At 72.0% G+C, this 25,263-nt stretch carries 19 protein-coding genes; 3 read left to right on the top strand and 16 right to left on the bottom strand.

Annotated features, from left to right (window positions below; genetic code table 11):
- Nucleotides 1-7: 7 nt before the first annotated feature.
- The 16 genes from AAHG03_RS20205 to AAHG03_RS20280 all read right to left on the bottom strand — a co-directional run bounded on the left by AAHG03_RS20205 (nucleotide 8) and on the right by AAHG03_RS20280 (nucleotide 19,559).
- Nucleotides 8-1,267 (bottom strand): metallophosphoesterase family protein, encoded by a 1,260-nt coding sequence (locus AAHG03_RS20205; RefSeq protein WP_342152751.1) that lies wholly within the window; start codon nucleotides 1,265-1,267, stop codon nucleotides 8-10.
- Between the two features lie 141 nt (nucleotides 1,268-1,408).
- The gene (locus tag AAHG03_RS20210) at nucleotides 1,409-2,788 is read right to left on the bottom strand and encodes a sigma-54-dependent transcriptional regulator (RefSeq protein WP_342152752.1); all 1,380 of its coding nucleotides are present in this window, start codon (nucleotides 2,786-2,788) and stop codon (nucleotides 1,409-1,411) included.
- Complete coding sequence (locus tag AAHG03_RS20215; RefSeq protein ID WP_342152754.1) at nucleotides 2,773-4,254, bottom strand: sensor histidine kinase; 1,482 nt, start codon at nucleotides 4,252-4,254, stop codon at nucleotides 2,773-2,775. Before AAHG03_RS20215 ends, AAHG03_RS20210 begins: the two co-directional genes overlap by 16 nt.
- Nucleotides 4,255-4,581: 327 nt before the next feature.
- Entirely contained in the window at nucleotides 4,582-5,256 is a 675-nt protein-coding gene (locus tag AAHG03_RS20220) for a N5-glutamine methyltransferase family protein (protein ID WP_342152755.1), read from the bottom strand.
- 26 nt (nucleotides 5,257-5,282) lie between these two features.
- Nucleotides 5,283-5,966, bottom strand: a complete 684-nt coding sequence (locus AAHG03_RS20225) for a helix-turn-helix domain-containing protein (RefSeq protein WP_342152757.1) — start codon at nucleotides 5,964-5,966, stop codon at nucleotides 5,283-5,285.
- Nucleotides 5,967-6,153: 187 nt separating this feature from the next.
- Nucleotides 6,154-6,861 carry a response regulator gene (locus tag AAHG03_RS20230; protein WP_342152804.1) on the bottom strand — a complete coding sequence of 236 codons (708 nt, stop codon included), beginning with the start codon at nucleotides 6,859-6,861 and terminating at the stop codon, nucleotides 6,154-6,156.
- Between the two features lie 23 nt (nucleotides 6,862-6,884).
- A complete protein-coding gene (locus AAHG03_RS20235; protein WP_342152758.1) occupies nucleotides 6,885-8,435 on the bottom strand; it encodes a PAS domain S-box protein in 1,551 nt (516 codons plus the stop codon).
- A gap of 351 nt (nucleotides 8,436-8,786) precedes the next feature.
- Entirely contained in the window at nucleotides 8,787-9,689 is a 903-nt protein-coding gene (locus AAHG03_RS20240) for a helix-turn-helix transcriptional regulator (protein WP_342152760.1), read from the bottom strand.
- A 353-nt stretch (nucleotides 9,690-10,042) separates the two neighbouring features.
- Nucleotides 10,043-11,110 (bottom strand): class I SAM-dependent methyltransferase, encoded by a 1,068-nt coding sequence (locus AAHG03_RS20245; RefSeq protein WP_342152761.1) that lies wholly within the window; start codon nucleotides 11,108-11,110, stop codon nucleotides 10,043-10,045.
- Nucleotides 11,111-11,136: 26 nt separating this feature from the next.
- Complete coding sequence (locus AAHG03_RS20250; protein WP_342152762.1) at nucleotides 11,137-12,336, bottom strand: hypothetical protein; 1,200 nt, start codon at nucleotides 12,334-12,336, stop codon at nucleotides 11,137-11,139.
- 79 nt (nucleotides 12,337-12,415) lie between these two features.
- Nucleotides 12,416-13,462: a thioesterase domain-containing protein gene (locus AAHG03_RS20255; protein ID WP_342152763.1), complete on the bottom strand. Its 1,047-nt coding sequence runs from the start codon at nucleotides 13,460-13,462 to the stop codon at nucleotides 12,416-12,418.
- 28 nt (nucleotides 13,463-13,490) lie between these two features.
- Nucleotides 13,491-14,486, bottom strand: coding sequence for an NAD(+) synthase (gene nadE, locus AAHG03_RS20260; protein ID WP_342152764.1), 996 nt, complete (start codon nucleotides 14,484-14,486; stop codon nucleotides 13,491-13,493).
- 100 nt (nucleotides 14,487-14,586) lie between these two features.
- On the bottom strand, nucleotides 14,587-16,122 hold the full coding sequence (locus AAHG03_RS20265) for a class I adenylate-forming enzyme family protein (protein ID WP_342152765.1): 1,536 nt from the start codon (nucleotides 16,120-16,122) through the stop codon (nucleotides 14,587-14,589).
- A 10-nt stretch (nucleotides 16,123-16,132) separates the two neighbouring features.
- The gene (locus AAHG03_RS20270; protein WP_342152767.1) at nucleotides 16,133-16,399 is read right to left on the bottom strand and encodes an acyl carrier protein; all 267 of its coding nucleotides are present in this window, start codon (nucleotides 16,397-16,399) and stop codon (nucleotides 16,133-16,135) included.
- A 39-nt stretch (nucleotides 16,400-16,438) separates the two neighbouring features.
- Nucleotides 16,439-18,400 carry an asparagine synthase (glutamine-hydrolyzing) gene (asnB, locus tag AAHG03_RS20275; RefSeq protein WP_342152769.1) on the bottom strand — a complete coding sequence of 654 codons (1,962 nt, stop codon included), beginning with the start codon at nucleotides 18,398-18,400 and terminating at the stop codon, nucleotides 16,439-16,441.
- 130 nt (nucleotides 18,401-18,530) lie between these two features.
- On the bottom strand, nucleotides 18,531-19,559 hold the full coding sequence (locus AAHG03_RS20280) for an AraC family transcriptional regulator (RefSeq protein WP_342152771.1): 1,029 nt from the start codon (nucleotides 19,557-19,559) through the stop codon (nucleotides 18,531-18,533).
- A 364-nt stretch (nucleotides 19,560-19,923) separates the two neighbouring features.
- Between AAHG03_RS20280 and AAHG03_RS20285 the strand changes: the two genes are divergently transcribed.
- The 3 genes from AAHG03_RS20285 (at nucleotide 19,924) to AAHG03_RS20295 (ending at nucleotide 24,971) form a co-directional block, all read left to right on the top strand.
- Complete coding sequence (locus AAHG03_RS20285; protein WP_342152773.1) at nucleotides 19,924-21,711, top strand: type I secretion system permease/ATPase; 1,788 nt, start codon at nucleotides 19,924-19,926, stop codon at nucleotides 21,709-21,711.
- Nucleotides 21,708-23,066: an HlyD family type I secretion periplasmic adaptor subunit gene (locus tag AAHG03_RS20290; RefSeq protein ID WP_342152775.1), complete on the top strand. Its 1,359-nt coding sequence runs from the start codon at nucleotides 21,708-21,710 to the stop codon at nucleotides 23,064-23,066. Before AAHG03_RS20285 ends, AAHG03_RS20290 begins: the two co-directional genes overlap by 4 nt.
- A gap of 324 nt (nucleotides 23,067-23,390) precedes the next feature.
- Complete coding sequence (locus AAHG03_RS20295) at nucleotides 23,391-24,971, top strand: family 16 glycosylhydrolase (RefSeq protein WP_342152777.1); 1,581 nt, start codon at nucleotides 23,391-23,393, stop codon at nucleotides 24,969-24,971.
- Nucleotides 24,972-25,263 lie beyond the last annotated feature (292 nt).

Raw genomic sequence — 25,263 nt, forward strand, 5'->3', positions numbered from 1 at the left:
GGGCGGTCTACCAGTGCCGGCCGACGCGGTTGGGCCCGAGTTGGTCGCCGCGCAGGCCCTTTTCCGGCCAGAGCGGCAGGCGGCAGGCGTCGCTGCCGGGGCGCTCCGACACGGGCGCCGGCACGAAGGTCCGGCCGACCGGCTCGATGATGTCGGTGTCGGTGTGGGGCGCGCCGTTCTTGCGCGGATTCTTTGTGCCGTCCGTCACCGTGACGGAGAGGCGGCGCGCGCCCGCGGGCCAGTCGATCCGGGCCGTGACCGTGCGCGGGCCGTCCGGCTCCATCGGCAGCGGCGGGCCGCCGTCGATCCGCACGTGGCAGCGCCACGCACTTTGCGGCGCGTTCGACAGCACGAGGGCGCGGACCGCGACCTTGCCGTCCGGCAGCGGCGCGGCGGCCAGCCGCCGGTCGGCCGGGCTCGTGATCATGACGAAGGGCAGAGCGCGGTCGAGGGGCTTGAAGCGCCAGCTCACGACCTCGCCGTCGATGGCCGCGACCGCGTAGCCGACCGAGCCGTCCTCGTTCTGCCCGACCGAGCGGGCGGCGGCGTAGAGGGTGCGCCCGTCATGCGCCAGCTCGTTGTAATGGGTGTGGCCCATCTCGACGAGGCGCACGCCAGAGCCGCGGATCAGGCCGGCGAGTTCGGACCGCTCCGCCGGGTCGCTGAGGTCGGCCGGGTAGGTGTGGGTGAACACCGCCACCGGCCGGCCCTTCCGGACCGCCTTGGCGAGCTTGCGGGTGAGCCAGTCGCGCTGGTCGGGGCCGAGCCGGAAATCGAGCCCGAAGCCTTCCTGGCCGTAGCCGGCGCTGACCATGTCGAGGAACAGGCAGCGCACGCCTCTGATCGTCTCGGCGTAGTAGTATTGCGCGATCTTCTCGACGTTCACCGGGCGCGGCAGGCGGCTGTGCCGTGCCGCGTGCCCGCCGCCGCGTCGGCTGCCCGCCACCGTGGCGAAGAACCGGTCGAAGTCGCGCATCGTGCCGTGCTGGCGGTCGTGGTCGCCCGCGATCAGCCGCACCGGCAGGTTCGGATGCGCGGCGAGCACCTGCTCCAGGATGTCGTACTGGGCCGCCCGGCCGTTCTCGGCGAGGTCGCCCGGCAGGTAGGCGAAGTCGATGAGGCCGCTCGCGTGCAGGTCGGCGACTTCCCTTAGACAAGTGCGCAGGTCGGCGGCGTTGGGGTCGTGCGGCTCTTCCAGATGCAGGTCGCCGATATGGGCGAAGACGAAGGGGGCGTGGGCACCCTTCGCGCCGTCGGTTCCGTTCATGGCAAGATTCACGGCAAGGACGCGCCTCATCGGGCCCGCGAGCCGGGCCGTTTCGACCGGCTCGACGCGTGAGGCGGGGCACGGTTCCGGCCGAGCCGGCCCGTGCGGCAGCGCACACGAATGTTTTATCGATGCCCCGGATTAAACGGCGTCCGCGCCGGGGGAATCGTCGTCTTTCCCGACATCGGCCGTCGCATCCGCCGACAGATCGGCGTCCGGCGCCCCGAGGCCGTAGCGCTCGATCTTGGCGTAGAGGAGCTGGCGCTGGATGCCGAGGCGGCGCGCCGCCCGCGTGCGGTTGCCGCCCTCCGCTCGCAACGCGGCGGCGATCATGGCGCGCTCCAGCCGGGCGACGGCGCCGGGGAGATCGCCGTCGCTCTCCGGGGTCTCGGCCGGGGCGGCGGGGAGGTCGAGGTCGGCGGCCTCGATCAGCCGGCCCCGCCCCATCACGGCGGCGCGCTCGACGGCGTTGCGCAACTCGCGCACGTTGCCGGGCCAGCGATGCGCCAGCAGACGCGCGGTCGCCGAGGCGCCGAGGCGCTTGCCGGAAGACGCCAGGAAGTGCTCGGCCAGCGGCACGATGTCGGCCTGCCGCTCGCGCAACGGGGGCAGCGCGATCGGCACGACGTTGAGGCGGTAATAGAGGTCGGCGCGAAAGGCCCCCTCGCCCACCATCGCCTGGAGGTCGCGGTGGGTGGCGGCGACCAGCCGGACGTCGACGCGGCCGGGCCGTCCGCCGACCGGCGTCACCATCCGGTCCTGGATCACCCGCAGGATCTTGGCCTGCATCACCGGCGACATGTCGCCGATCTCGTCGAGGAACAGCGTGCCGCCTTCCGCAAGGTGGAAGGCGCCGGCGCGATCCGCCGTCGCCCCATTCAGCGCGCCGCGGACATGGCCGAACAGCTCGCTCTCCAGAAGCTCGGCGGGCGTGGCGGCGCAGTTGACCGGCACGAACGGGCGAGTCCGGCGCGCGGAAAAGGCGTGGAGGGCGCGGGCGACCTCCTCCTTGCCGGTGCCGGTCTCGCCCTGGATCAGGATGGTGGCGGCGGAGTCGGCCACGAGCCCGATCGCCTTCTGCACCCGCCGCATCGCCTCGCTGGAGCCGATCAGCCCGCCCGCCGTCTCCGGGGCGCCACCCGTGCCCGCCTCGTGGCGGACGGAGACGAGCATCGCGTCGAGCGCGGCGGCGAGGTCGGCCCGGCCGATGGGCTTGGTCAGGTGGTCGTGCGCGCCGAGCCGCATCGCCTCGATGGTGTTTGCGGGGCTGGCGAAGGCCGTCAGCACCGTGACGGGGGGCGGATCGGGCAGCGCGCGAATCTGCGCCAGCGTCGCGATGCCGTCGAGGTCGCCCGGCATGCGCAGGTCGAGGAACACGGCGGCCACGACCGAGCCCGCCAGCAGCGCCATCGCCTCGCGGCCGGAGCGGGCCGGGACGGGGGTGTGGCCGAGGTCGGACACGGTCTCGGCGAGGCCCTCGCGCAGGGCGTCGTCGTCGTCGACGATCAGGACGGTTGCCATGGCAGATCCAGGAGGAAGGTGGTGGCGGGGCCTACTTCGAGCAGCCGGGCCTGCCCGCGATGCGCCTGCGCGATCTTGCTGACGATGGCGAGCCCCAGCCCGGTGCCGTCCGAGCGGCCGGTGACGAAGGGCTCGAACAGGTGGGGGCGGAGCGCCGGATCGACGCCGGGGCCCTCGTCGGCGACGCGCAGTTCCAGCCGGGCCGCGCCCTCGCGGAGCACGCGGCGGGCGTCGAGCGTCACCGCGCTGCCCGGCGGCGCGTGGCGCAGGGCGTTGAGCAGCAGGTTGTCGAGCGCCCGCTGCACCTGGGCGCGGTCGATGTGCGGATGCTCGGCCGCGGGCAGCGTGTCGGCCGCGACGCGGATGCGGACCGCGCGGGCGCGGGCCGCATCCTCGTGCCATTGCGCGCTGTCGGAGAGGAGGCGACGCAGGTCGGTCGGCTCGCGGTGGAGCGGGCGCGGCTGGGTGAGGTGGAGGAGGTCGCGCACCAGCGTCTCGACCCGGCCGATCTGGCCGAGGATGGTGCGAAGCGCGGTCGCCGCCCGCTCCGGCTCGCCGGTGGCGAGCGCGTTCTCGGCCTTCAGCCGCATCGCCGCGATGGGGTTGCGGATCTCGTGGGCGATGTCGGCGCTGAGGCGCCCGAGCGCGGCGAAGCGCTCGGCGGCGAGAGCCTGCTCGCGGGCCTCGCGCAGGCGCCCGCCCGCGGCGTTGAGCGCGTCCACCAGACGGTCCAACTCGCGCTCGCCGGTGCGGTCGAGATGGGCGAGGTCGGCGCCCTCGCGTTCGGGCGCGGCCAGCGCCGCCTCCAGCCGGGCGATGCGGCGGGAATAGCCATAGAGGAAATGCCCCAGGAACCCCGCGGCGCCGACGACCGCCACCGCGAGGAAGCCCAGCGCCGCGAGGAAGCGGGTATAGGCCGGCCCGTCGTTGACGTGCGCCCGCGTCATCGTCCAGCCGGTCAGGCCCGGTTCGCGGCCGGGCAGCGGGCAGGCCTGCACGAGGAGCGCCTGTGTCCGGCTGACCCGGTGGATCACCACCGAGCGGCCGAGGCTGCGCGATTCCGCGTTGACCGCAGCGATCATCTCGCGCTCGGCCTGCGGCAGATCGGTCTTGGGGCCGGAGCCCTCGTAGCTCGGGAAGGCGTAGGCGAGCGAGCCTTGACCTGCGCTCCAGACCCCGCCCTCGATGCCGGGCCAATGCGCCAGCGCGCCCGAGACCACTCCGGTCAGCGCCTCGCCCGCGGGCTCGTCGCCCTTGCGCAGCAGCACGGTGTAGCGGTCGATGATCTCGCGGCAGGCCCGCCCCACGGCGATCTCGGCCTGCGAGATCTGCACCGCGGTCGATTGGGTGTAGAGGCCGAACAGCAGGTAGGCGGTCGCCGCTGCGGAGGCGAGCAGTGCGATCCACAGGGCGACGAGCCGCGCCTGCAGGCTCGACCGGATCGACGGGGATCGATGCCTGAACACGATAGGCCGCCTCGGGTCGCGCGGACGTTTCCGCGCGCTCCACATAGCGTGCTTTCCGGCGAAGCAGGCACCGGTTCGGTGAAAGACGGTACGTCGAACCGAGCGGCCGGAGGCGTGGTCCGGCCCGAAGAGGTCGGGCACGGCTCGGGAGCAGAGCCGGATCGGCTCGACCCTGCGAGGGACTGCTTCCGACCCCCAAGGGCTTACGACAGCGACGTCTCTACAGGTCCGCTCGGAGTCGCATCGGACGTGCGCGGTCCGCCGATCCATCCTCCGGCGGCCGGCCGGACCGAGACTCGTTCGACGGAAGCCCGCGCGCTCCGGCTATCAACCGCTCCGCCGCGCGACGGCGACGCGGGGCACGCCGCGCTCGTCGTGGCGGTAGTCGAGGTCGCGATAGCCGCCCGCGCGGCGGAACAGGGCCGCGATCTGCTTCTCCTGCCGCTCGCCGAATTCCAGCGCGATCCAGCCGCCGGGCCGGAGGTAGAGCAGGGCCGCCGCGATCACCCGCTGGTGGATCGCGAAGCCGTAGAGCCCGCCGTCGAACGCCTCGCGCGGCTCGGCTTCGAGGAGGTGGGCCTTGTCGCCGTCGAGGCGGAAGCTCGGGATGTAGGGGGGATTGCACAGCACGAGATCGAGGCTCGCGCCGAATTCCTCGACCGGGAGGGGGGCGAAGAGGTCGCCCCGGCGCACCTCCACCCGATCCGAGAGCCCGAGGCGATCGACGTTGCGGCGTGCGGCCGTCACGCAAGCCGGCGTCAGGTCGCAGGCCCAGACCGCGGCGGATTCGATCGCCGTCGCGACGGCGCAGGCGAGGTTTCCGCAGCCGCAGCACATATCCACGACCCGCGGGCGGCCGGGGCGCTCGCGCAGGAGCGCCACCGCCGTGCGGCCCAGAAGCTCGGTCTCGGCGCGGGGCGCGAGGACGTCGGCGGGGAACGCGAGGTCGAGCCCCATGAAACGGCCCGTCGCCTGCGCGATCTCGTCCCGAGCACCTGACATCGGTCGTCCCTCCGGTCGTTCGCGCATCAGAAGGCGATCAGGCGGTCGAGCCGCGCCCGATGGAGGCTGATCTGCCGTCCGCCGGCCCGCATCAGCGCGCCGTCGTCCTCGAGCTGGGTGACGAGGCGGGAGACCGTCTCGATGGTGAGCCCGAGATAGTCGGCGATGTCGCGCCGCGACATCGGCAGGACGAAGGTCCCGGTCGATCCCATCCGCGCGTCGAGGTCGAGCAGGAAGGCGACGAGGCGCTCCAGCGCCGAGCCGCGGCCGAGCAGGAGCATGTGGTCCTGCGCGTCGTGCAGGCGGCGGGCGGCGAGGCTCCAGAGCCGGCAGGCCAGGGCGGCGTCGCCCGCCGCCGCGCGCTCGATCTGCCGCCGCCGAAAGATCAGCATCCGCGTGTCGGTGAGCGCCTCGGCGGTGTGGCGATGCCGGTCCTGGGGCTCGAACCCGAGCATCTCGCCGGGCAGGTGGAAGCCGGTGATCTGCCGCCGCCCGTCGCTGAGGATGCGGTGGGTGCGCACCGCCCCGTCGAGCACCGTGTAGACGAACTCCGCCTCCTCGGCCTCGCCGTAGATCTCCTCCTCGCGCAGGTAGGAGAAGTGCGTCCCGATCAGGTCCGGGCAGCCGGCGAACGGCGGGGGCTCGGACGGGCCCGGCACCGGTCCGATCCGTTCCGGCGTCGCGAGCCGCGACAGCGACGACGAGGCCATGCGTTCGCTCCGGGTTTGGCCGACAGGGCGTGACCGTGGGTGCGAACGTGACCGGGCTTCGTCGTCGGCGAAATCCGGTCGGTTGCGTAAGCGGGTGTCCTTAAGGGAGGTTACGTAACCGGGCCCGCGCGCGCTCGGCATCCTGGCCGAGGGCCGTGCGGCCCGGTTTGATCTGGCTCAAGTCGCCTCATACGAGCCCGACGAGCACGGCCCAGCGCACGAGTTCCTGAAGGCTGCCGGCGCGGGTCTTGGCCATGAGCTTGGCGCGGTAGATCTCGACGGTGCGCGGGCTGATCGCGAGGGCGCGGCCGATCGTCTTGCTGGTGGCGCCCGCGATCAGGTGATCGAGCACCTGCCGTTCGCGCTCGCTCAGCGTGCCGACCCGGCGCAGGAAGTCCCGCAGGGCCGGGTCGCGCAGGTCGGCCCCGCCGCGCTCTAGACGGTCGTCCTGGATCTCGGATCCAGGACGACCGTCTAGGCTCTTGTGCCGCATCGTCTTTTTCCCGAAAGCCGGAAACCACCTTTCGGGACGATGCTCCAGAGCCGCGCGCAGGGTGTGCAGGAGCGCGGCGTCCTCGAACGGCTTCTCGATGAAGTCGCGGGCGCCGAGCTTCATCGCCTCGACCGCCAGCGGCACTTCGCCGTGGCCGGTCATCATCACGACGGCGAGGGTCTGGCCGGCCGCGCGCAGGCGGCGCAGCAGTTCCAGGCCGTCGATGCCGGGCATGCGGAGGTCGGCGAGCACGCAGCCCATGGCCGGCTTCGGCAGCCGCGCCAGCAGATCGGCGCCGCTCGCGTAGAGCCGCGTCTCGAAGCCGCCGAGGCCGATGAGGAAGGCGAGCGAGTCCCGCATTGCCGGGTCGTCGTCGACCACGTGCACGAGGTCGGCCGTCACGAAGGCGGCCTTGAGTTCAGCTCTCATGGCCCCTCCCCCGCGGGCGCGGCCTGGAGGGTCAGCCGGAAGGTGGCCCCGCCCGCCGCGTTGCGCTCGCCGCTCATCCGGCCGCCATGGGCCTCGACGATCGTCCTGCAGATCGAGAGCCCGATCCCCATCCCGTCCGGCTTCGTCGTGACGAAGGGCTGGAACAGCCGCTCGGCCAAGGCGGGCGGGAGGCCGGGCCCCGTATCCGAGACCGCGATCTCGACCATGCCCGGCGGCATCCGCCGCACCGCGACGGCGAGTTCGCGCCGCGGGCTTTGCCGCATCGCCTCGCGGGCGTTGCGCATCAGGTTGACCAGCACCTGCTGCACCTGCACCCGGTCGGCCAGGACGTATCGGGCCAGCGGATCGAGCCGGAGGCGGGTCACGATCTCGGGCTCGCCCGCGCCGACGAGCGCCAGCGCGCCCGCATCCTCGATCAGTTGGGCGACCGGCTCGATGCGCTTCTCCGTTTCGCCGCGGGTCACGAAGGCGCGCAGGCGCCGGATGATCTCGCCGGCCCGCAATGCCTGCTCGGCGGTCCGGTCGAGGGCCTCCAGCGCCCGCGCCACGGTGCCGGGCAAGGCCTCGGCCGGGCCCGGTTCGGCCAGCAGGCGGCGGCAGCCTCGGGCGTAATTGGTGATGGCGCCGAGCGGCTGGTTCAGTTCGTGCGCCAGGGTCGCGGCCATCGCCCCCATGGCGCTGAGCCGCGAGACGTGGACCAGTTCGGCCTGGAGTTCCTGCAGCCGCGCCAGCGTCCGCTCGCGCTCGCTCAGGTCGCGGATGAAGCCGGTGAAGAACACCTGGTCGCCCGAGCGCATCTCGCCGATGCTCAGCTCCACCGGGAAGGTGGTGCCGTCCTGTCGGCGTCCGGCCACGACGCGGTGGCTGCCGATGATCCGGCGCTCCCCGGTCCGGCGGTAGCGCGCAAGATGGGCGTCGTGCTCGGCCCGCATCGGCTCCGGCATCAGCAGGCGGACGTTGCGCCCGATGACCTGCGCCGCGGGGTAGCCGAACAGGCGCTCGGCCGCCGTGCCGAACGCGTGGACGGTGCCGGCCCCGTCGATGACGACCATGGCGTCCGGCACGGTGTCGAGGATCGATCGCAGATGCGCCTCGCGGGCGCGCAGGTCGGCCTCGACCCGCCGCTCGGCGTCGATGCCGAGGACGACGCCGCGGTGGCGGGCGGGCCGTCCGCCCGCATCGCGCTGCACCTGCCCGCGCGAGCGCAGCCAGCGGACCTCCCCGTCCGGGTGCCGGACGCGGACATCGACCGCGTAGCGACCGCCCTCGCTCAGCGCCCGCGCGATGGCCGCGGCGTGCGCCTCCCGGTCCTGCGGGTGCACCCGCGCCTGGGCCTGCGCGAAGGTGGTCAGCCCCTCGACCGACGCGCCGAACAGGGCCGCGCAGCGCGGGGAGACGGTGATCGCGCCGGTCGGGATGTCGAGCGACCAGAGGCCGATGCCGGCCTCGTCCAGTGTCCGCCGGAGATCGTCCGCCGTCGGCGCCTCGCCGTGGCCCGCGCCGGCCCGATCCCCGGCCGTCGTCACCGCCCGTCGCCCCGGCGATGGCGCGGGTCGCGGCCCGCCAGGGCCCTCCCGCCGAATCGTTCAATCCTCGCGATGTCCGGCACGGAATGAATGCCTGCTCGTCAAATCACGACATCGTGAAATCATAATTCCATTCTTGGCCTGCGCAATGCCGTCGTGTGGAGCTTTTCGGGATTTGCCCCGCGAATTCCGTGTCCGGTCGGTTCAATTCAAGTCCCGGCACGGCGCGGGACGCTCGAATTTTTACATGTATCAATTTGTTGCAGGCCGCATCGGGTCGAAAACTCTCCGGCCCGAATCAAGTCCAGTCGCGCGCGGCACGGCGCGAAGTCGAACATGCGCTGGGTGCCGTCACCGCATCACGCTGCGCGGCACGATGATGTCCAGCCCGGTCGGGAAGCAGTTCGTGGGCGGGGCGCCGTGGTTCACGGCGTCCGGCCGGCCCGCCGCCTCGCCGCCGGGCCGGCTCTGGTTGAACACGTGGAAGGCCGCCTGCGTCCGGTTGGCGACGCCGATCTTCCGGAAGATGCCCTTGACGTGGATCTTGACGGTGGCCTCGGCGATCCCGAGCGCGCGGGCGATGACCTTGTTCGAGGAGCCGCGGATCACGTGGAGCAGGATCTCGCTCTCGCGGCTCGACAGGCCCGCGACCGCCCGCCCCTCGACCGGCGGCAGGACCGGCGGGAGCGCCGCCTGGATGATCGGCGCCTGCATGACCGGCGCTTGGTTGATCGGCGTTTGGTTGATCGGCATTTGGCCCGGATCGGGCGCGACGGCAATGGCGGCGGAGCGGATCACGTAGTTCTCGGACACGAGCTGCAGCAGGTTGCCGAGCACGAGGCCGGTGACATCGGTGGTCACGATCGCGCTCGCCTCGGCGACGAGGGCGGGATCGGGGGCATGGGCCGGATGCGGCGGGATCAGGATGACGATGTGCCCGCGCGGGTTCCGCTCGCGGATCTGCGCCACGAACGCCCGGGTGCGGCCGAAATCGCTATCCTCCGAACCGTCGATGACGAAGATCCGGCATCGCCGCACGCTCGCCTCGTCGAGGGTGAGCCCGCGCTCGGTGACCGGACACTCGAAGACGCGGAAGCCGCATTGCGCGATCATGCTGCGCAGTCCTTCGCGCAGGATCGCGTTGCGCGTGGCCAGCAGCACGCCGCATCCGTCCCGGCGGATCGGATCCCGCTCGCGTCGCCGCGGCCCGATCCCGCGCCGCGCCGGCGCGGGCGCCCTGGGTTTGTCGCTCATGACGTTCGCCTCCTGTGCTGCAATCGTCGAGGGGAGACTTCTTGTCGGCAGGCGGTACGAGGTCGGATACGGACGTTGTTCAAGTTCTAAACTGCGTATTGGGCTAGGCCGGAGCGATCATTCGAGTGATCGATCGTATGACCCAGTATCAAATGATGGATTGGACGGTATCGATTGCCTCATGTGTCAATATGCGCAGTTGATGTTATTTTTCTTGTCGGAATTTGATTCAGATCAATCTGGCGGATTTTATGCATAACTCGAAAGAATAGGTGTTCGCGCTCGCGAATATCTACTTTCGGTTGCGCAAGTCAGGTTCGGCCGTCGCCGCGGACGGTCGGATCGAAAGCCGATCAGGGCTTGCGGGTGAGCACGTAGCAGCCGGTGTCGGCGCGCCCCGGCCCGAACCGGACGTAGACATCCTTGAGGAGGCGCCGGGCGGAGTGCCGGGCGGAGGCGAGGAGGCGGTTCCGGTCCGCCGCGTCGAGGAGGACGGCGCTGCCGCCGTAGCTTCCGGTCTCGACGACGAGGCCGTGGCGATCCGCCAGCAGCTCGACCGAGCGTCGGCAGAACGCGTTCAGGTGTTCGAGCGGCAACATCGCGTTGTAGTCGTTGAACGCCCCGCACCGGAAATCCCGCTCGTAGGGCGACCAATCGATGAAGCCGTGGCGGGCGATGAGCTGCCGGATGCGGCCCTGGCGCGGCATCGCCAGCTTCAACACGCCGCCGGGGGCGAGGCAGCGCGCCAGCATCGCGAACACCGCCGCCGGCTCGGTCAGGTGCTCGAACACCTGTTCGGTGTGGACGATGTCGAAGCGCCGCCGCGCCAGCTCGGCCTCGTCGAGGATGGTGACGCCGATGGAGCGGGCGAAGGCGATCTTTTCGGGCGAGATCTCGGTGGCGAACACGTCCATGCCCATCCCCACCGCGACCCGCGCCCAGCGGCCGTAGCCGAAGCCGAAATCGAGCAGGGTCGCGTCCCGCGGCTCCTTGCCGATGCGCAGCAGCAGCCGGCCGAGCCGGGCGGCGACGTCGTGGTGGTTGTCGAGCGTCAGGCGGGACCGCTCGTAGGCTTTGAGCTTCTCCGGATCGATGAAGCGGTCGTAGAGATGGTGCATCATCGCGGGCGTCGGGACCATCTTCTGGAAGATCAGCGCGCAGTCCCGGCATTCGAGGATCGTGAACGCGACGCCCCGCAGCAGGGCGTGATCGACCCGGCCCTGGCGCCGGTAATGGCTCTCGACATGCCCCCGGATCGCGGGGCTGTCGTAGGTCGACGCGTAGAGGGTCGCGAGACGCTCCGAGTCGCAGACCGGGCAGATCTTTCGTGCGACGAAGAGGGGTGTCTCGCCGCGGGCCGGCGGGGTGTCGGAAGCGGGCGGGGCCGCGGCGACGGCTTGCCCGGGATGAAGGTGTTCCATCGTCGCTGTCTCCGTCGGCCGCCGCGTCAGGTCCGCGCCTCGCCCGTCCAGCAGGGGTCGGTGCGCTCGAACAGGATCGGGGGAAGGGTGCGGTCGCCGCCGCCCGCGACGGCGTAGTCGAAGGCGAACAGGCTGGTCTCGATGCCGCGCGCCCGGCAGTCCCGGCGGTAGCGGACCGGGCTCTCCCAGGCCGGCCCGGCGTAATCCTCCGGCACGTCGGTGTAGCCGAGGAGGAAGCGGGCGCGGCCGGCGCGGTGGGAATCCTCCATGACGCGGAGCAGGACGTCCCATCCGGCGCCCGCCGGGTGCGAGGCCGAGGCGCCGTCGAGGAAGGCGACGGAGGGTCCGAACGCGACCGTGCCGGCGGCGGCGAGGGGACGGCGCCCCACCACCGACACCCGCATCGCCACGTAGGGCCGCAGCAGCAGGCCGCGCAGCGCGTAGTTGACCACCGCCCGCGTCCGGCTGAAGCCGACCTGCTTGCGGTCGTACATCCGGGCCCGCAGCCCGATCATCGCCGGCAGCAGCGTGAGGCAGCGCGCCCCGTGCCGCTCGATGAACCGCCGCCCGGCATGGGCCTGACCGAAGCTCTTGGCGTTGCGCACGACGTTGCGGCTGATCCGGCGCAGGAAGTCGGGCCAGGGCTCGGCCGGCCGCAGATCGACCGCCTCGACGACGAGGCGCCGCACGGCGACGACCCGGATATCCGGCAGCGCCGTGATCGCCGCGTGGCGCGGTGGCTCCAGGCTCCAGAACGATCCGTAGACGGTGCGGCCGGGGCCGAGATGCCGCAGCAGGGCCTCCATCGCGGCGGGCCAGAGGTCGGCGTGTTCCGGGCGCAAGACGAGCCCGTCCGAGACCACGCGCAGGCGCCGCCCGACGCCGACGGCGCATTGGCCGATCTTGCGGCGCTCCCCCGTCGGCATCGTCAGGATCAGATCGAAGCGCCGCAGCCGGAAGACGGCATGCAGCTTGAGCTGCCACATCCACGCGCCGCCCCAGCTGCTCCAGAACGAGGCGTCGCAGCCTTGCGCGAAGGCGTCCCATTCCGGCGCCGAGGCCGTGCTCGGCACGACGGTGAGGCGCTCCGGCGGCCTCGCGTCGTCCGGCCCGGCGCGGGCGGGCGCGGCGGCGGGCTTCAGGGGCGCCTCGGCGAAGGGCGGGCCGCCCGCCCGCAGCAGGCGGATCACGCGCCCATAGGCCTCGTCGGCGACGGTGCCGATCATCGTTTCGCTCCCCTCACCTTCGCAAACCTTCCCCGGATGTCGGCCGTGTCGGCCCTCGCATGGTGGCGGCGCTCGGCCCTCAGCCCGAGAACCGCGCCCGTTCCGGCACGGGCGCCAGCACCGGCCCGTGCCACGCGCCGCGGCGTGCCGGGTCCGGTCCGGCGCACAGCGCGAGGCTCATGGCGCGGGTGAGATCGGACACGTGGTCGGCGATGCAGGTGTAGTGGTCGCCCGCGACCGGGACGCAGACGGCCTGCGGGCACAGCTCGGCCCAGGCGCGCCCGTCGTAGGCGGCGTCGTAGCCGGGGGCCGGGCGGCCCGCCGCGTTTAGGCCGGTCCCGAACACGACGAGGCGGGCCGGGATCGGCGCGGGCGCGTAGGGGTAGACCGCCGCCTCGTAGGCTGCGAGCAGCGCCCGGCGGCGATGGAGGATCGCGGCCTCCGCGGCGATCTCGTTCTGCTTGCCCACCTGCCGCGGATCGAGGCGGGCGCGGGCCGAGGCGCGCAGCCGCCGCTTGCGGGCCATGACGGTCTCGATGTCGGTGAGCGCGTAGCCGCTCAGGCGCCACAGCTTGATCAACTGCCCCATGAGGACGACGAGGCGGTGCCGCCGTGCGGGCGGCGCCTCCGGTCCCGCCCCGAGCCAGCGTTCGGCCCAAGCGAGGAGGCCGCGATAGCGCCGCAGCGCATTGAGGGAGGGCGGGGCCACGAGCAGCACGACCTCGACCGCCCGGCCCTGCGCGAGCAGCAGGCGCGCGGCCTCGTAGGCGACGAGCGCGCCGTTGCAGAAGCCGCCGATCCGGTAGGGGCCCTCCGGCTGCGCGGCCAGGATCGCGGGCAGCCGGTCCTGCGCCATGGCGCATACCGTCGGCGGCACCGGGTCGAGATGGGGGGCGAGCCCGATCACCGGGCAGGGCAGCTCGGCGGCGAGCCGGGCCATGTAGAGGCCGCCGTTGTCCCAGTCGCCGTGGAAGAAGAACAGCGGCGGCGCCTCGGATTCGTCGTTGTGGCGCGTCGCCACCGGCATCCCGTCGGCGCAGGCCGTGCGCCAGAAGCGCAGTTTTTCCAGGCGGCGGGCGCGGGTCCGCTCGCGCTCCCGCTCCGACTCTAGGCTCTCCGGTTCCATCACGGGCCCTCCCCTAGCGGTGCGTGCCTCAATCCCCGACGAGGAGCGGCGGCAGGTGGAGGGGGGCGGTGGCCCGGCGCTTGGCCGCGATGTCCTGCGCGACGCGCGCCACCTGCGCCTCGGTGAGCCCGGTGCAGGCGGCGATCTCGGGGGGCGGCGCCCCTGCGGCGAGCCCGGCGAGGCACAGGTCCATCGTCGGCCAGGGCAGGGCGAAGTAGAATTCCTCCTGCGTCTGCGGCAGCGACCACGTGTCCGTCGTCGGCGGTCGCTGCAGCACCGCGTCCGGCACGCCGAGATGGCGGGCGAGCTGGTAGACCTGCGTCTTGTAGAGGTGGGCGATCGGCTTGACGTCGGCGGCCCCGTCGCCGTTGCGGACGAAGAAGCCCTGGTCGTATTCGAGCCGGTTCGGCGTGCCGATCACCGCGTAGTTCATCCGGTCGGCATGGGTGTACTCGATCAGCTTTCGGGTGCGCTGCTTCATGTTGGTTGCCGCGATCAGCGCCTGATACGCCTCCGCCCGCAGCCGCAGCCGGCGCGTCTCCCCGTCCGGCGCGCGCACCACGAGGGACGAGATGCCGTATTCGGCACCCGCCAGCGGATCGGCGATCACGACCTTCGAGGTCCAGCCCGCGCCGTATTCGGGCACGACGCTGCGGATGGCTTCGTCGCGCCGCGCGTAGCAGCCCATGGCGTCGAGCGCCGGGCCGATCGCCTCGATCAGCCAGGGGATGCGGAACGTGTCGGCGACCTGTCGGGCGAGCGTCAGGCTGTCGTCGTCGGATTCGTGCTCGGGCATCATCAGGCCGAGCACCCGGCCCGGCCCGAAGGCGTGGGCGGCGAGCGCCGCGCACAGGCTCGAATCGACGCCCCCCGACAGGCCGAGCACGACGCCGCGCTTGCGCAACCGCCCGCGCACCTGTCGGCGCAGGCTGTCGCCGATCTGCGCGACGGCAGCCTCGGCGTCGAGCCGGAGCGCGTCCGCCGTGAAGGGGGGCGGTTCGGTCAGGGCCAGGGCCGGATGCATGGTCTCAGGCCTCCTTCAAAGCGCATTCCGACGAAGTGGACACCGGTTCGTCGAAAGAATGCGCGGCAAACAAGAATCTAGAGTCGCTGAACTGATGCAATCAGGTCATCGGCTCTAGTATTTCGGCGGCGAGCCGGCGGCTGATCTTGCCGGTGTCGGTCTTCGGCAGTTCGGAGCGGAACTCGACCGCGTGCGGGACCATGAAGTCTTCGAGATGCGCGCGGCAGTGGCGCAGCACGTCCGCCCCGGTCAGGCCCGGGTCGGAGGCGACAACGAGCGCCAGGATCGATTGCCCGAGCACGGGATCGGACAGGCCGACGACGACGGCCTCGGCGACACCCGGAAGCGCGTGCAGGACGGCCTCGACCTCCTTCGGGGCGACCTTCTCGCCGCGGGTCTTGATGATGTCGTCCTTGCGGCCGACGAAGTAGAGGAACCCGTCGACGTCGGAGAAGAACAGATCGCCGGTGTGCAGCACCCGCTCCCACGGGTTCCAGCCGGGGCGGAGTGCGGCGCGGGTCGCGGCCTCGTCGCGCCAGTAGCCCTGCATCACGTGGGGGCCGCGGATCACCAGTTCGCCGACGACGTGCGGCGGGACGGGTTGCCCGTCCTCGTCGACGATCCGGGCTTCCGTATTCGGAATCGCGATGCCGACCGAGCCGGCCCGGCCGTCGAGATGCCCGGGCGGCAGGTAGGTGCAGCGCTTGCACTCGGTCAGGCCGTACATCGAGTAGAGCGCCGCCCCGGGAAACAGCTGCCGCAGCCGCTCGATATGCGGCACGGGCAGCGCGGCGGCGGTGTTGGTGAGGGTGCGCAAGGTCGGCACGCTGCCGGGCTCAATCGAGCGCAGCCGCAGCAGCAGGGCGGCCATGGTCGGCACGAGCGGCAGGGCCGTCACCCCCTCCTCCCGCATCCGCGCCAGGATCGCCTGCGGGTAGGTAAACGACGGCTCCAGCACGAGCCGGGCCCCGACGCGGACCGCCATCAGCACCTGATACAGGCCGTAATCGAAGGCGAGCGGCAGCACCGAGAGGACCACGTCGTCCTCGGCGCTGCGCAGGTAGGCGGTGATCGAGCCCGCCGCCGCATCGACGTTGCGGTGGGTCATCATCACGCCCTTGGGCCGGCCGGTGGAGCCGGAGGTGTAGACCAGCATCGCCAGATCGGAATCGATGCCGCCATGCGGGCGGGGTCGGGCCGGCGCCAGGCAGGCGGCGAAGGGCACGGCCTCGGAGAAGCCGGGGGCCTCGCCCTCCGCGATGGTCACGGCGAGGCTCGGGACGGCGGCGATCCGGTCGGCGGCGGCCGTGGCGAGCGATCCCTGGATCACCAGCGCGCGGGCCTCGCAATTGTCCAGGATGTAACCGAGCTTGTCCGGCTTGACCGTCGGGTTGACGAGGCTGAACACCGCGCCGGCCTTCAGCACGGCGAACAGCGCCACCACCGCCTGCCAGCCGTTGGCCATCTGGACGACGACGCGGTCGTCGCGCGCGACGCCGCGGGCCTGGAGCGCCGCCGCCAGCGCGTCGGAGAGAGCGTCGAGTTCCGTGTAGGTCAGCCGCCGCTCAGGGGTGACGAGCGCGACCTTGCCGCCGAGCCGGCGGGCGCTGTCGTGGAGATAAGTCTCGATGCGCATCGCCCCCTCCTCACGCGGCCTGCGCCGTCGTCCGCTTGCGGGCGACGAAGTCGGCGACGCGGGCGATGGAATCGAAGTTGGCCGGCAGGATCTCGGCATCCGCGACCACGATGCCGAACGTGTCCTCCACGAAGGCCACGAGTTCGAGGATGCCGGTCGAGTCGATGATGCCCTGCTCGATGAACGAGCCATGCTCGGGCAGTTCGGTCGAGGCGTCGCCGAACAGGAAGGTCTCGACGACGAAGACGCGGACCTGATCTTGGATATCGGCCGGCATGGGTTCCCCTCCTCGAAATCGTGCGGGTGAACGGAACGGTCAGTGGGCGCTCGCGCAGGCCGACGCGGGCGCCGCGCTCGCCCGGCGCTCGACGAAGGCGCGGTGCCAGAGCTGGGTCGAGAGGATGCCGACGAAGGCGGCGTTGTCCCGGAAGCCGCCGCTCCGGCCCGCGCGGCACTTGTCGGTCAGCCGCGCGACCGCGGCCGGGTTGAACAGGCCGGTGCGGCGCACGGCCTCCGGCTCCATCAGGCCGCCCACCGTGTCGGGCGCGCCGGGGGCGAAGAAGGCGGCGCTGTCGGGCGCGCGGTAGGGCTGCTTGGGCCGCTCCAGGATCACGGCCGGCACGCAGTCGCGCACGGCCTCGCGCAGGATGTGCTTTTCGCGCAAGCCCCGGAGCTTCATCTCCGGGGGGATCGTCGCGGCCAGCTCGATCAGGCGGTGGTCGAGGAAGGGGAAGCGGCCCTCGACGCCGTGGGCCATCGCCATCCGGTCGCCCTGGCTCGACAGGATGTAGCCCGGCAGCAGGAAGCGGGTTTCGAGATACTGCGCCTGATGCAGCGGGTGCCAGTGGCGGAAGGCGTCGGGCAGGCGGGCGGCCATCTCGTCGGCCGCGTCGTAGCCCCCGAGGCTCGCCCGCAGGTCGGCCCCGAAGAACAGCTTGGCGGCGGCCGTCCCGCGCAGGCGCGGGCGGTGGGAATGGAGCGGGTCGTCGAGGGAATCTTGCCCTGGGCCGAAGAAGGCGGCGAGCGATTCCGGCGTCTGCTGCTGGAGGCCGGGCAGGTAGGGGTAGAGCCGGCGCAGCAATAGCGGGCGCCGCGGCGAGGCCGGCTGGCGGGCGCAGAAGCGGCGCAGCTTGGCCTCCTTGAACAGGTCGTAGCCGGCGAACACCTCGTCCGCGCCTTCGCCGGTCAGCACCACCTTCATGCCGCTCTCGCGCACGAGCCGCGACAGCAGGAACAGCGGCGCGGGGGCGGTGCGCAGGATCGGCCGCTCGGCATGGGCGACGACGGCGGGAAAGGCGTCGGCGATCGCGCCGCCCGCGCAGGCGACCGCGCGGTGGCGGGTGCCGAGGCTCGTCGCCATCACGGCCTGGAACGCGCTCTCGTCGTGCTCGGGCGAGTCGAAGGTGACCGAGAAGGTGTTCAGCCCCGCGGGCGCCCGGCGCGCGGCGAGCGCCGCCACCGCCGCGGAATCGAGCCCGCCCGAGAGGTAGGCGCCGACCGGCACGTCCGAGCGCATCCGGATCGCGGTCGCGTCCTCCAGCAGGACGCGGACCTCCGCGCGGATTTCGGTCTCCGAACGGACCGGCCGCACCTCGTCCCGGTGGGGGAAGGCGAGGTCCCAGTATCGGCGAAGGCTGGCCCGCCCGTCCTCGAGGATGAGCCAATGCGCGGGCGGCAGCTCCTCGATGCCCTTGAAGGCGGTGCGCGGCGGGATCGGCGCCCACAGCGTGAAGGTCTGGTCGAGGGCGACCGGATCGATCTCCGCCGCGACGCCCGGCACGGTGAGCAGCGCCTTGATCTCCGAGGCGAACAGGACGAGGCCGTTCTGCCGCGTCAGGAACAGCGGCCGGACGCCGACCCGGTCGCGGGCCAGCATCATCCGGCGGCGGCGCGCGTCCCAGATCGCGAAGGCGAAGTCGCCGTTAAGTTTTTCGACGCAGTCCGGGCCGAATTCCTCGTAGAGCCGCAGCAGGACTTCCGTGTCGGAGGACGTGCGGAAGCGCCGGCCCCTGGCCTCCAGCTCGCGGCGCAGCTCGACGTAGTTGAACACCTCGCCGTTGAAGCTGAGGACGACCTGTCCGTCCTGCGACGCCATCGGCTGATGCCCGCCCGCGAGATCGACGATGGAGAGCCGCGTGTGGCCCAGGCCGGCGCCGTCGAGGACCACGGCGCCGTCGTCGTCCGGCCCGCGATGGCGGAGCGCCCCGGCCATGCCGGTGAGGAGCGCGAGGCCCTCCTCCGGGCCGGGATCGCCCACGTAGCCGACCACTCCGCACATCGGGGCCGCCTCCTGAAGCCGTCGTTCCGGCGGATCGGCCGAGTGCCGCCCCGCTTCGACGGTCGTGAGAGTGGCAAGGGGTTCGTGCGGCTCGCAATTCCCCCGCAAGGGGTAGCCCCTCCGGCGATGATCAGGGGCGGTATTCCCGCCGCAGGGCCGAGGGGGTCTTGCCGGTCCAGCGCTTGAAGGCGACGATGAAGGCGCTCGGGTCCTTGTAGCCGAGCCGCCACGCGATCTGGGACAGCGGCATCGAGGTGTCCCGCACGTAGCGGGTCGCGAGGTCGGCGCGCAGGCGGTCGAGGATCGCCCGGAAGGTCACGCCCTCCTCCGCCAGCCGCCGCCCGAGGGTGCGCGCGCTCATGCCGAACTCACCCGCCACCGTCATCAGCCGGGCTTGGCCCTGCGCCAGCAGCGAGGTGAGCACGTCGCTGACGCGGGCCGTCAGCGCGGGCGCGGCCGAGACGTCGCGCGCCAGCCGCTCCTCGTGGAACTCGGTGAGGAAGGCGTTGAGGTAGGGGTCGCTGCGCATCAGCGGCAGGGCGAGCAGGTGCCGCTCGAAGGCCACGCCGTCGGCGGGCGCGCCGAAGACCGGTTCGCAGCGGAAGTAATCGTCCATGGCGAAGCCGCCGACCGGGGGCCCTTGCGCGAAGGACACGCCCGCCGGCGCGAGGTTCAGCGTCGTCAGGGTGCGGGCCATCTGCACCACGAAGGTGACCCAGAACGCCATCTCCTGTTCGGCCAGCGCCCGGTCCACGCCCTCCAGGGCGAGGCTGAGGACGAACGGCGCGGCGCCCTCGCTCACGTGGCAGCGCAGCGCCCGGTTCACGGTGGTGAGGTAGCGCGCCTGCTTCGTGAGTGCTTCGCCGAGGTCGGCGCAGGAGGCCAGGAGATGGAAGAACGGCCCGAACACCCGGCCGTCGAGATCCTCGGCGAGGTGGAAGCCGAGCAGGTCGTCGTCGAGTTCGCGCGCGGCGCGTTCGAGGAAGCTCGCCTGCTGCACCGCGCCGACGATTTCCGGCCGCTCCATGACCGAGAGCGGCAGGCCTGACGCGCGCAGCAGCGTGCGGGCCGGGCACCCCGCCTTCAGCAGGTGCTCGCAGGCGAGGCGGGCGAGCGTGGAATCGGTGAGCGGCGACGGGCCGAACGGGGTCTCGACCATGGCGTCTTCCCGCCGGCGCGGACGGGCAGCGCCGTCCTCGCGCCGGCCGAGGCGGCGTCGGCGCACTGCCGATTTCGGGGCGGCATGATCGATGTCCGGCCCGCACCGACGCAATCGCCAAGGCTGTGTAAGCCCTTCGGGCTATCGCCCCCGCGACGGCCGGCTTGGCCGCCTTTGCCGGGATTTTGGCGAGAAATCCCGATCCTCGCCCACGGCCGAGCCCAAGCCTCGCCATGTTCCGAACCGAAGTTCACGGGGCTGATCTTGGTTAATCCCCAAGCAAAACTTCAGTATTTCTCGCCGTAATAGTGGGAATACCAATCCCGACAGACGAGGGCTCATGCAGATCAGGGCGCCATATCCGATGGGCGACGGGATATCCGATCGCGTCGCCAGGGCCTTCGACCGGGTCGGGCACGGGTTCCACCGCGTCCGCGGCCATGCCCTGATCGAGACGATCCGCCCCTGCCGCGGCGCGCTCCTCGTCGTCGGCCTGTTGAGCGGCGTGCTGAACCTCTTGGCCCTCGGCGGCTCGTTCTACATGCTGGAGGTCTACGACCGGGTTCTGCCGAGCCACAGCCTGCCGACGCTGATGGGGCTCACCGTCCTGATCGTCCTGCTCTACGCCTTCCACGGCCTGTTCGACCTCATCCGCGGCCGGCTGCTGCTCGCCGTCGGCACCCATGTGGACGAGGCGCTGAGCGAGCGCATCGTCCGCGCCACCGTGCTGCGGCCGGCTGAGGCCTCCGTCGGCAGCGACGGGGCGCAGCTCGTGCGCGACCTCGATCAGGTCCGCGGCTTCCTCACCGGCGGCGGGCCGGCCGTGTTCTTCGACCTGCCGTGGCTGCCGGTCTATCTGGCTCTGTGCTTCCTGTTCCATGTCTGGATCGGGGCGGCGGTGCTCGTCGGCGCCTTCCTGATGATCGGGCTGACGCTCGCGGCCGAACTCGCGGTGCGCGGGGCCACGCGGGAGGCGGCGGCGGCGGGCAGCGTGCGGCTCCACGTCGTCGCCTGCCTCAACCGCAACGCCGAGGCCGTCCGGGCGATGGGGATGCTGCCGGAGCTGACCCGCGTCTGGGACCGGGCCAACCGGCCCCACCGCCTGTATCAGGAGCGCGCCGCCGCCACGACCGCCGGCCTCGGCGCTCTCTCCCGCGTCCTGCGGATGCTGATCCAGTCTCTCGTCCTCGGCCTCGGCGCCTGCCTCGTGCTGCGCGGCGACGCCACCGGCGGCGTGATCGTGGCGAGTTCGATCCTGGCCACCCGGGCGCTCGCCCCGGTCGATGGGGCCATCGGCCACTGGAAGGGCTTTGCCATGGCCCGCCAGAGCGCCCGGCGCCTGTCGGCCCTGCTCGCCCACCCCGAGGCGCCGCCGCGGATGGCGCTGCCGGCGCCGCGGTCCGCGCTCACGGTCGAGAACGCCGGCGTCGCCCCGCCCGGCGCGGCGCGGCTGACGGCGGCCGACATCCGCTTCACGCTGGAAGCCGGACAGGGCCTCGGCATCGTCGGCCCCAGCGCCTCGGGCAAGTCGAGCCTCGCCCGCCTGCTCGTCGGCCTGTGGGCGCCGGTCCGCGGCGCGGTGCGCCTCGACGGCTCGGCGCTGGGTGATTGGGACCCGGATCAGCTCGGCCGCCACGTCGGCTACATGCCCCAGGAATCCGAGCTTCTGCCCGGCACGGTCGCGGCCAACATCGCCCGCTTCCGCACGGATGCGAGCGCCGAGGCGATCATCGCGGCAGCCCAAGCCGCCAACGTCCACGCGATGATCCAGGCGCTGCCGTCCGGCTACCAGACCCGGATCGGCGCGCGCGGCACCGACCTCTCGGCCGGGCAGCGTCAGCGCATCGCCCTTGCCCGCGCCCTGTTCGACGACCCGTTCCTCGTGGTGCTGGACGAGCCGAACTCGAACCTCGACGGCGAGGGCGAGCAGGCGCTCACCGACGCCCTGATGGCGGTGCGCCGCCGCGGCGGGATCGTCGTCGTCGTCGCCCACCGCCCGAGCGCGCTTGCCGCCGTCGATCGCGTGCTGGTGATGGGCGAGGGACGCATGCTCACCGTCGGGCCGAAGGAGGCGATCTTCGCCCACACCCTCAAAGCGGTCCCGCCCACGCCGCCCGCACCCCAGCCGCAAGCCGTGGGAGCCGCCTCGTGATCGGTCTCGGCACGTTCCCCTTGCCCTTGCCCTTCTCCTCGCCCGCATCGGACGGGCTCAGCCCGGCCACCGCGCGGCGGCTGCGCTCGCACGTCCTGGCCGCCTCGGCGGGGCTCGCCGCGCTCGTCTTCGGCCTCGGCCTGTGGGCGACGCGGGTCGAGTTCTCCGGCGCAGTCGTCACCTCCGGGCTCCTCGTCGTCGAGTCGCAGGTCAAGAAGGTCCAGCACCCCTCCGGCGGCGTCGTCGGCGCGCTGCGGGTGCGCGACGGCAGCACGGTCCATGCCGGCGACGTGCTGGTGCGCCTCGACGCGACCCTGCTGCGGGCGAACTTCGCCATCGTCTCGAAGGCGCTCGACGAGGCCTTGGCCCGCCGCGCCCGGCTCCAGGCCGAGCAGGCGGGGGCTGAAAAGATCACCTTCCCGGACGAACTCCTGGCCCGAAAGGACGAGGCGGAGGCCGTCCGGGTCATGCGGGCGGAGGAGGAGCTGATCGCGATCCGGCGCGCCGCCCTCGACGGCCAGAAGGCGCAGCTCACCGAACGGATCGCGCAAGGGCAGGAGCAGGTCAAAGGCCTGTCCGAGCAGATCGAGGCCAAGGGCCGCGAGGTCGAGCTGATCGAGAGCGAGATCAAGGGCGTGCGCGAGCTGTGGGAGAAGAAGCTGATCCCGATCCAGCGGGTGACGGCTTTGGAGCGCGACCTCGTGCGCATCCGCGGCGAGCGCGGCGCGCTCACCTCCGAGGTGGCGCAGACCCGCGGGCGCATCAGCGAGACGCGGCTGCAGCTGATCCAGCTCGATCAGGATCTGCGCACCAAGGTCGGCCAGGAGCTGAGCGACACGTGGAACCGCGTCGCGGAACTCGTGGAGCGCAAGGTCTCGGCGCAGGACGGGCTCGACCGGGTCGAGATCCGCGCGCCGCAGGACGGCGTGGTCGATGGGCTGTCCGTCCACACCGTGGGCGGCGTCATCGCGGCGGGCGAGACGCTGATGCGGATCGTGCCGGCGCAGGACCGCCTCACCGTCGAGGCGCGGCTGCCGCCGCAGGAGCGCGACCAGACCCATCCGGGCCAGCGGGCGATCCTGCGGTTCTCGGCGCTCAACCAGCGCACGACGCCGGAGATCGAGGGCCGCGTGGCGATGATCTCGGCCGACGTCACCACCGACCCGAAGACCGGGCAGCCCTACTACACCACCCGCGTCGCGGTGCCGGAGGAGCAGCTCGCCCGGCTCGGGGACGTGAAGGTCCAACCCGGCATGCCGGTGGAGGTCTTCGTGCAGACGCAACCCCGCACGGTCCTCTCCTACGTCACCAAGCCGTTCGCCGATCAGGTCGCCCGGGCCTTCCGGGAGAAGTGACCGTCCCCCCTTCCGCGCCCGGTGCCGCGCCCTCGTCGGAGGACGCCGCCCGCGTGCGCGGCCCCCTGCCACCACCGAAGGAGGTGCCCATGCGGCTTATCTAGATCGCGATACCCGTCCCGCCGGTCCGCCCCGGATCGCGCGGCTTCCCTCCTGATCCTTTCGGGCTTCCGCCCCGGCGTGCATCCGACCCGATGCGCCCGATCGGACGCGGCCGACCTCCGGCCCCTCGCGCTTCTCGCGTCCGGCACCCCGAAAGACCTTCCCCACACGAACGATCCGGCCTCGGCGTCCCGCCGGGAACGAGGCCGCATGAGGAGATTCATGGCTATCGACCCCAACAACCTCGCCGGCACCGCCTCGCTGACCTTCTCGGACGAGTTCAACGGTCAGACGCTCGACACCGCCAAATGGGGGACCGGCTACCCCTGGGGGGCTGCCAACGGCAGCACCAACACCTCGCAGGGCGAGGCGGAGTGGTACATCAACGCCGACTATGCCCCGACCGCCCATCTCGGGACCTACACGGTCGCCAACGGCGTGCTCGACATCAAGGAGGCGCCCGCCGACGCGGCGACGCAGGCGCTGGTCAACGGCTACCAGTACACCTCCGGGATGGTGAACTCGGAGAAGTCGTTCAGCCAGACCTACGGCTACTTCGAGATGCGCGCCGACATCCCCGACGGTCAGGGGATGTGGCCGGCCTTCTGGCTGCTGCAGGGCGGCGGCGCGTGGCCGCCCGAACTCGACGTGATGGAGGTCGTCGGCTCGTCGCCGGATTCCCTCGTCACCACCGTGCACTGGGATCAGAACGGGCACCAGTTTGTGAACAAGGCCACCGAGGTGCCGGGCCTGTCGAGCGGCGGCATGCACACCTACGGCGTCGATTGGCAGCCCGACACGATCACGTGGTACCTCGACGGCAAGCAGGTCTACGAGGCGGCCACGCCCGCCGACATGCACCAGCCGATGTACATGCTGGCCAACCTCGCCGCGGGCGGCCAATGGGCCGGGCAGCCGGACGGCAGCACCAACCACATGCTGATCGACTACATCCGCGCCTATTCCGAGATGCCTGGCGGCGGCACGCCTCCGCCGAGCGACTCCGGAAGCGACACGGCGCAGCCGGTCACGGCGGCCCCGTCGACCGAGCCGGTGACCCAGCCCGCGACCGCGCCGACGACGGCGGCGCCCGTCACCGAGCCGGCCGCGCCCGCGGCGTATGCGGACCTGCCCTGGACGGCCGACCCCACCCACACCGTCACGACTTCGGCGGGAGCGGCCTGGGGCGGGGCCGGCAACGACGCGCTCGGCGATCAAGGCCGGGCCGCCACGCTGACGGGGGCGGCCGGCGACGACACCTACACTGTGACGAGCGCCGCGACCCACGTGAGCGAGGCTACGGGCGGCGGGGTCGATCTCGTGCGCACCACGCTTTCGAACTACACCCTGCCGGACAACGTCGAGAACCTTCAGCTCAACGGCAGCGGCCCGCAGACCGCCACGGGGAACGCGGGCGACAACTACCTCCTGGCCTCGGCCTGGAACGAGGCGCACCTGTCCGGCGGGGCGGGCGACGACGCGCTGGTGGCCAAGCACGGCCCGGCGACGATGACCGGCGGCGCGGGGGCCGACAGCTTCCGCTTCGACGAACTGCCCTGGCAGGCCGGCCACGTCACCGACTTCCAGTCCGGCACCGACGTCATCGACCTGCGCAACCTGCTCAAGGTCACGGGCTACACCGGCGGCGACCCGCTCGCCGACGGTCACCTGTCGCTGACGCAGAACGCGGCGGGCGGCACCGACGTCGCCTTCGACGCCTGGGGCAGCGGCCCGACCCCGCTGACCACGATCGACCACGTCCAGCCCGCGCAGCTGCACCACGGGGATTGGATGTTCGCCTGAGCGTGCAGGACTGAGCGCGTGTCCCCTCCCCACAGATCTCGGGCTTGCCCGAGATCTGCTCTCTAACCTGCCCAGATCGGGCAAGCCCGATCTGGGTGGGGAGGGGTTCGGGGTGGGGGTGGTTCAGGAGGAATCTCTGCGGTGCCTTCTGAACCACCCCCACCTCCTACGTCCTCCCCGCAAGGGGGAGGAGAGCGCGTTTGCCGCCGACGCGATCACTCGAATCCATCGGCACACCAGAGTTACCGCTTCAGCATAGATTGTGAATCGCCGCCAGACCGGTCCTGCTTGC

Origin of the sequence: Methylorubrum subtropicum, from assembly GCF_038442325.1 — a bacterium.
Taxonomy (GTDB): domain Bacteria; phylum Pseudomonadota; class Alphaproteobacteria; order Rhizobiales; family Beijerinckiaceae; genus Methylobacterium; species Methylobacterium subtropicum.

Bases quoted from the DNA above. Each gene is read 5' to 3' on its own strand.
- AAHG03_RS20250 (WP_342152762.1), bottom strand. From the start codon at position 12,336: ATGATCGGCACCGTCGCCGACGAGGCCTATGGGCGCGTGATCCGCCTG.
- AAHG03_RS20220 (WP_342152755.1), bottom strand. From the start codon at position 5,256: ATGTCAGGTGCTCGGGACGAGATCGCGCAGGCGACGGGCCGTTTCATG.
- AAHG03_RS20205 (WP_342152751.1), bottom strand. From the start codon at position 1,267: ATGAACGGAACCGACGGCGCGAAGGGTGCCCACGCCCCCTTCGTCTTC.
- AAHG03_RS20245 (WP_342152761.1), bottom strand. From the start codon at position 11,110: ATGGAACACCTTCATCCCGGGCAAGCCGTCGCCGCGGCCCCGCCCGCT.
- AAHG03_RS20210 (WP_342152752.1), bottom strand. From the start codon at position 2,788: ATGGCAACCGTCCTGATCGTCGACGACGACGACGCCCTGCGCGAGGGC.
- AAHG03_RS20255 (WP_342152763.1), bottom strand. From the start codon at position 13,462: ATGGAACCGGAGAGCCTAGAGTCGGAGCGGGAGCGCGAGCGGACCCGC.
- AAHG03_RS20295 (WP_342152777.1), top strand. From the start codon at position 23,391: ATGGCTATCGACCCCAACAACCTCGCCGGCACCGCCTCGCTGACCTTC.
- AAHG03_RS20270 (WP_342152767.1), bottom strand. From the start codon at position 16,399: ATGCCGGCCGATATCCAAGATCAGGTCCGCGTCTTCGTCGTCGAGACC.
- AAHG03_RS20225 (WP_342152757.1), bottom strand. From the start codon at position 5,966: ATGGCCTCGTCGTCGCTGTCGCGGCTCGCGACGCCGGAACGGATCGGA.
- nadE (WP_342152764.1), bottom strand. From the start codon at position 14,486: ATGCATCCGGCCCTGGCCCTGACCGAACCGCCCCCCTTCACGGCGGAC.
- AAHG03_RS20240 (WP_342152760.1), bottom strand. From the start codon at position 9,689: ATGAGCGACAAACCCAGGGCGCCCGCGCCGGCGCGGCGCGGGATCGGG.
- AAHG03_RS20265 (WP_342152765.1), bottom strand. From the start codon at position 16,122: ATGCGCATCGAGACTTATCTCCACGACAGCGCCCGCCGGCTCGGCGGC.
- AAHG03_RS20280 (WP_342152771.1), bottom strand. From the start codon at position 19,559: ATGGTCGAGACCCCGTTCGGCCCGTCGCCGCTCACCGATTCCACGCTC.
- AAHG03_RS20285 (WP_342152773.1), top strand. From the start codon at position 19,924: ATGGGCGACGGGATATCCGATCGCGTCGCCAGGGCCTTCGACCGGGTC.
- asnB (WP_342152769.1), bottom strand. From the start codon at position 18,400: ATGTGCGGAGTGGTCGGCTACGTGGGCGATCCCGGCCCGGAGGAGGGC.